The organism is Bradyrhizobium sp. P2_E8 (assembly GCF_056403875.1).
This window is the reverse complement of the sequence record NZ_JBFUES010001242.1, coordinates 1-1,902: the sequence shown is the minus strand read 5'-3', so window position 1 is coordinate 1,902 and position 1,902 is coordinate 1. Positions and strand designations below refer to the sequence as shown.

At 60.0% G+C, this 1,902-nt stretch carries 2 protein-coding genes; both read left to right on the top strand.

Translation table 11 applies throughout. The features are described 5' to 3' along the window. The coding region (locus AC1D00_RS39105) for an O-linked N-acetylglucosamine transferase, SPINDLY family protein (RefSeq protein ID WP_477014355.1) at positions 1-1,160 on the top strand (1,160 nt) is incomplete at its 5' end. Between the two features lie 583 nt (positions 1,161-1,743). Further along, positions 1,744-1,902 (top strand): porin (locus tag AC1D00_RS39100; protein WP_477014356.1); only part of this gene is annotated, 159 nt, incomplete at its 3' end.

Here is a 1,902-nt window from a genome sequence, read left to right as displayed (position 1 = left end):
ACGCTGTTCCCGTTCAGGCCGACAAGATCCGCATCGGTTACCTGTCGGGGGATTTTCGCACCCATCCGGTCAGCTATCTGGCCGCAGGTCTTTTCGAGGCCCACGATCGCACCCGATTTGAAACGCATGGTTTCTCGATCGGCCCGACCGACGACAGCGATCTGCGCGCGCGATTGGAGCGGAGCTTCGACCAGTTTACCGATCTCTTCGGGCGGAGCGACGATGAAATCATGGGCTGCATCAAGGCGGCCAAAATCGACATCCTCGTGGACCTGATGGGGCATACGCTCGGAGCACGGCTCGCTGTTCTCGCGCAGCGGCCAGCTCCAATTCTCGCAGGTTATCTCGGCTTTGCCGGCACCGTCGGCGGAGGATTGCTGGATTATGTGATCGCCGACGAGCGGGTCATTCCTGCCGAGGACCGCAAGCACTTTTCAGAGAAGGTCGCCTGGCTGCCGCATTGCTTCATGCCGCACGATGCCGAGGGACGCGCGATCTCGCACGCCGGGCTCGACAGGCGAGCGCAGGGATTGCCTGCCGAAGGCATCGTCTTCTGCGCTTTCAACAACGCCTACAAACTCAATCCTGCGACCTTTGGGAGCTGGATGCGCATCCTGAAGGAGGTCGACGGTTCCGTCGTCTGGCTTTCCGATCTCCAGGATGTCGCAAAATCCAATTTGCGGAGAGCGGCCGAGGCGAGCGGCATCGATCCCCGGCGCCTGGTCTTTGCGACGCGCGTTGCCTCGACGGCGGATCACCTGGCGCGTCACGGCCTGGCAGACCTGTTCCTGGACGCGCTGCCGTACAATGCCCACACCACCGCAGGCGACGCTCTCTGGGCCGGCCTGCCCGTGCTGACGCTGGCCGGAGAAACCTATGCGGGCCGGGTCGCAGCCAGCCTGCTGCATGCTCTCGGATTGGTCGAGCTCATCACGCATTCTCGCGATGAATATGAGGAACGCGCGATTGAACTGGCGCTAGATCGCGAGAAGCTCCGCGGCATCAGGGAAACTCTGGCAAAGCGTCGTCATACGATGCCGCTGTTCGATACGTCTCTGCTTGCCCGAAACCTGGAACAAGCGTTTGAGGCCATGGTTCGGCGGTATCGCGCCGGATTGCCGCCCGATCACATCGAGGTGTCCTCGGTACGATCCGTCTGATGGTTGGAACACCGGCCGATCGGTTGATCCAGATCGAGCCGCGAGCAGCCGATGCCGGGTTCTCGATACTGCCAGCCGTATTCCATGTGATTCCATGTGGCGATTCCGCTTTTTGCCTGAAGGAGCGGCCGCACAGATTCGGCGGGGATTCGCCCGTTCGATTCGAGTGGGACGGAGGCGCAGCAGCGCCATGGAGAGCGGTGCCCAAACCGGGGATTTTTCAAGGCGGCTGGAACCTGAGAAATTTCTCTATATTTTTCAGTCGGTTACGCGGTCACGTCGATCACAACTGCGTGTTATTTGTGCAACACCCATCGGAAAACACGTGTTTGAGGCCCGGTCCGAAGCGTTCTTTTGTTGTGTGTGCAAAGACGTTCAGTAATTGTGAGCGAGCGACGGAGGGGGGCATCCCGAGGTCGTCCCGTTCTAGGTGGTTCGCTTAAGTCCCTCGCGTTTTCAGCGGGTGTGTCCGAAAGCGCGAAGCGGCTAAGCGGTGGTTACAAGGGACAAGGGAACCAACCTTAGGGTGTCGTCACCCAGCGGATCCGGAACCTTCCCTATAGAGCAAACTTGGAGGTTTAACATGAACTTTAAGAGCCTTTTGCTCGGTACGGCGGCGGGTCTGATCGCCGTTGGCGGAGCTCAGGCAGCCGATCTTCCCGTGAAGGCCAAAGCGGTCGACTACGTGAAGATCTGCTCCCTGTACGGAGCCGGTTACTACTACATGCCGGGCACTGACACC